The sequence below is a fragment of the Methanocalculus sp. genome, assembly GCF_029762515.1.
In the GTDB taxonomy this organism is placed as follows: domain Archaea; phylum Halobacteriota; class Methanomicrobia; order Methanomicrobiales; family Methanocorpusculaceae; genus Methanocalculus.
This window is the reverse complement of the sequence record NZ_JARVGN010000197.1, coordinates 1-4,161: the sequence shown is the minus strand read 5'-3', so window position 1 is coordinate 4,161 and position 4,161 is coordinate 1. Positions and strand designations below refer to the sequence as shown.

The window sequence follows — 4,161 nt, the reverse complement described above, 5'->3', positions numbered from 1 at the left end:
TTCCGGTACATACTCAACCATGGTACGAAAGACTGGGGTTCACTAAGGGTGATTATCAAGAGGCTGAACGATATTATGCGGAGGCGATCAGCCTTCCAATGTACCCGACAATGACTGAAGAGCAGCAGGATCTGGTTGTGGATACATTGCGAAGGGCGGTAACAGGATGAGGCTTGCGGTCATTCCTGCTCGTGGGGGGAGTAAAAGAATTCCTCGAAAGAATATCAAGGAGTTCTGTGGCAAGCCTATTATCGCCTGGTCGATTCAAGCTACAAGAGAAAGTGGGTGCTTTGATAGGATCATCGTCTCAACTGATGATGAAGAGATCGCGGCTGTTGCTCGTGAATGGGGTGCTGAAGTGCCATTTATGCGCCCTAAAGAGCTATCAGATGATTATGTTGGCACCATTCCAGTGATTCGGCATGCTATTGAGTGGTTTGCTGAAAAGAGTATATCATTTAACCATGTCTGTTGTATTTATGCAACCGCTCCTTTTGTGACTTCGGATGATATTCGACATGGTCTTGAAGCCCTCAAGGAATCTGGAAGTGATTATGCCTTCTCAGTCACGAGCTATCCTTTCCCGATACAACGTGCCATAAAGATCACATCAGATGGCTGGATTGAGATGTTCCAACCCGAACACTTCTCAACACGATCACAGGATCTTGAAGAAGCGTACCATGATGCGGGTCAGTTTTATTGGGGACGTTCAGAAGCATGGATACAAGAACTACCTCTTTTTTCGGGGTATACTATACCTATTATTCTACCACGTTACCGTGTACAGGATATTGACACGCCGGAAGACTGGATAAGCGCTGAGATGATGTTCCGATTATTAAAACAGGATTAATGGTTGTAATAATATGCTAATCGTCTTCCGCACCGACGCCTCCCTAACAATAGGCACCGGGCATGTAATCCGCTGCCTAACCCTTGCGCAAGCATTACGTGAGTCGGGGGCACAGATCCTCTTCATCTGCCGAGAGCATGGGGGGCATCTCTGCGATCACATCGAAGAGCAGGGGTTCGCGGTTCATCGTCTCCCTTCTCCCCGTGAGAATTTTGTTCCCGGAAACGATCCCGTCCATGCTGCCTGGCTGGGTGCCACCTGGCAGGAAGACGCAGATGCAACAGCAGTTGTAATCAAATCGATTCAGATAAAGCCGGATTGGCTGATTATCGATCATTATGGGATTGATCAGCGATGGGAGGAGAGACTCCGCCCCTTGGTTGACCGGATCATGGGGATCGATGATCTTGCCGATCGGCATCATGATTGTGATCTTCTGCTCGATCAGAACCTTGTTCCGGATATGGAGAATAGGTATGACGGTCTTCTTCCAGAGGGCTGCACCCGGCTCCTTGGCCCTGATTATGCACTCCTACAACCGATATATGCCGAAATTCATGAATGTACTACGCCAAGGGAAGGGCCAATCAAACGTATACTTATCTCGTTTGGTGGCGCAGATTCAGACAACCTGACCGGACGAGCACTTGAAGCTTATATCAGCCTGAACCGGCCGGATATCGAGGTTGATGTGGTGATCGCTAACAACAGCCCTCATACCGCATCCCTACAGGAGCTGGCTCACGGGCATCAAAATATTCACCTGCACGGTACGCTTCCGACGTTAGCACCCCTGATGGCAAAGGCAGATCTTGCGATCGGCGCTGCCGGGGCGACCAGTTGGGAGCGGTTGTGCCTTGGGCTTCCTGCGATTGTTGTGACACTTGCGGAGAATCAGGTTCCAATCGCTGAAGGATTACAGGATAGAGGGTTAATACAATGGCTCGGAAATAAAGATTGCGTAACCAAAGAGCTGACTCGGGACTGTCTGAGTGATTTATTCGAAAAAGGGATCGATGAAACCTGGTCACAGAGGTGTCATCAGACCATTGATGGGAGAGGGATCGATCGCGTTCTGGCCATGCTGACCATGACGCCTGAAACCCCATTACATGTCCGTCATGCCACTCTGGCTGATGAGGCATTACTGCTTGCCTGGGCTAATGATTCTGATACCCGAAAGAATTCATTCTCACCCGATCCGATATCCTCCCAAACCCATCGCCAGTGGTTCCACAGCAGGCTTCGGGATATAGATGGTTGTTCTATCTATATTCTAGAGACCGAGTCTGGAATTCCTGTTGGGCAGGTTCGGTTTGAGAAAGAAGAACTGGGATGGGAATTACATTATGTTGTTGCCCCCGAATTTCGGGGTAGGGGTATAGGAAAATCGCTGTTGAATGCAGCAATACAAAAATTCAGAGACGAGAAATCCGTTTTATTAGTCTTTGGAAGAGTGAAATCAGAGAATATTCGTTCGCAAAGGATTTTTAAAGGGCTTGGGTTTAAAGACAAGCCTGATGGGGGGGGGGGGAGTATCAGCGTCTGCTCTGATTCCGGAAGCTGGATGAATGCTTTCATTCCAGATCTCATAATTAAATGGATCTATGAAGGGCATGAGGTGAGATGGGCTCATGATGCCTCTGAACTACCAGAAGGAGACATCTGTTTCTACCTGAGCTATGGGAAAATTGTCAATGCCACTCTTTTGTCACGTCACAGCAACAATCTGGTGGTTCATGCAAGTGATTTACCCAGAGGAAGAGGCTGGTCACCTATGACATGGAAAATCATTGAGGGTGAGAATGATATCCCGGTTACATTATTTGAAGCAGAAGAATCTGTTGATAGTGGATCACTATACAAGCAGGTTATATTGTCATTTTCTGGAAGTGAACTGCTCAGTGAAATGCAACATGCACTAGGTGAGGCAATCAATGACTTATGCAGATACTTTGTACACGAGTATCCAGACGTCATTCATTCCGCTATTCCCCAGGATGGAGAGGCAACGTATTATCTCCGTCGTCGTCCTGAAGACAGTCAGATTGACACTAACTGTCCCTTAAAAAACCACTTTAATTTATTAAGAACCGTTGATAATGAGAAATATCCTGCTTGGTTTGAATATAACGGCAGACGTTACATTCTTCAGATCATTAGTCAGGGTGATTTATCGCTCAATAATTGATTCATATACTATGGTGATCCGTCATGAACATAGGTGATTATATAATTGGTCCAAATAACCCCCCCTTCATCATCGCCGAGATGAGCGGGAACCACAATCACTCCCTCGATCGCGCCCTGGCTATCGTCGAGGCAGCATCCAAGGCGGGCGCCCATGCGATCAAACTCCAGACCTATACAGCTGATACGATTACTCTTAACGTGAGTGAAGGAGAGTTCTTCATTAGCGATGAGAAGAGCCTCTGGAAAGGGCAGAACCTCTATGATCTCTACAAGCAGGCATACACCCCCTGGGAGTGGCATGAGCCGATCATGAAGAGGGCAGAGGAGCTTGGGCTCATCTGCTTCTCAACACCGTTTGACGAGACGGCTGTTGATTTCCTTGAGGCCCTCAATGTGCCTGCATACAAGATTGCCTCGTTTGAGAATAACCACCTCCCGCTGATCCGAAAGGTAGCGGCAACCGGCAAGCCGCTATTCATCTCAACCGGCATGGCAACCATAGCGGAACTCGATGAAGCGGTTCGTACCGCCCGTGATGCCGGGTGCCGGGACATAATCCTCCTCAAATGCACGAGCACCTACCCCGCAACGCCGGAGAACAGCAATATTCTCACTATCCCGCATATGCGCGAGCTTTTCGGCTGCGAGGTTGGGCTCTCAGATCACACCCTTGGTATCGGTGCGGTGGTTGCGGCGGTCGCCCATGGCGCAACGGTGATCGAGAAGCACTTCACGCTCAGCCGCGCTGACGGCGGGGTGGACAGCGCCTTTTCAATAGAGCCAGCTGAGCTGAACATGCTGGTGGATGAGACAGAGCGCGCCTGGCAATCACTTGGCGGGGTAGTGTATGGGCCAACTGAGGCGGAGAAAAAATCCTTAATGTTCCGACGGTCGCTGTATGTTGCTGAGCATATGAAGGCCGGGGATGTGTTTACAAAGCAGAACCTGCGGTGTGTCCGGCCGGGGCTTGGGCTTGCGCCGAAGTATTATGAGGTATTACTCGGGAAGCGAGTTAATAGGGATGTGAAGAAGGGGATGGCATTACAATGGGATTATCTTTGGTGAATGTATGGAAATAGCAATAATTAATTATGGATTAGGAAATATTCGCT

At 48.8% G+C, this 4,161-nt stretch carries 4 protein-coding genes; all 4 read left to right on the top strand.

From position 1 onward, the window contains the following. The coding region (locus QCH34_RS13330; RefSeq protein ID WP_366898465.1) for a DegT/DnrJ/EryC1/StrS family aminotransferase at positions 1 to 170 on the top strand (170 nt) is incomplete at its 5' end. Continuing rightward, a complete protein-coding gene (pseF, locus tag QCH34_RS07880) occupies positions 167 to 856 on the top strand; it encodes a pseudaminic acid cytidylyltransferase (RefSeq protein ID WP_300332596.1) in 690 nt (229 codons plus the stop codon). The genes QCH34_RS13330 and pseF, both read left to right, overlap by 4 nt. A gap of 13 nt (positions 857 to 869) precedes the next feature. After that, on the top strand, positions 870 to 3,047 hold the full coding sequence (gene pseG / locus QCH34_RS07875; RefSeq protein WP_300332594.1) for a UDP-2,4-diacetamido-2,4,6-trideoxy-beta-L-altropyranose hydrolase: 2,178 nt from the start codon (positions 870 to 872) through the stop codon (positions 3,045 to 3,047). 23 nt (positions 3,048 to 3,070) lie between these two features. Beyond that, positions 3,071 to 4,114: a pseudaminic acid synthase gene (gene pseI, locus QCH34_RS07870; protein ID WP_300332592.1), complete on the top strand. Its 1,044-nt coding sequence runs from the start codon at positions 3,071 to 3,073 to the stop codon at positions 4,112 to 4,114. Positions 4,115 to 4,161: the final 47 nt, after the last annotated feature.

Coding starts and splice junctions, on each gene's coding strand:
- pseF (WP_300332596.1), top strand. CDS start 167: ATGAGGCTTGCGGTCATTCCTGCTCGTGGGGGGAGTAAAAGAATTCCT.
- pseG (WP_300332594.1), top strand. CDS start 870: ATGCTAATCGTCTTCCGCACCGACGCCTCCCTAACAATAGGCACCGGG.
- pseI (WP_300332592.1), top strand. CDS start 3,071: ATGAACATAGGTGATTATATAATTGGTCCAAATAACCCCCCCTTCATC.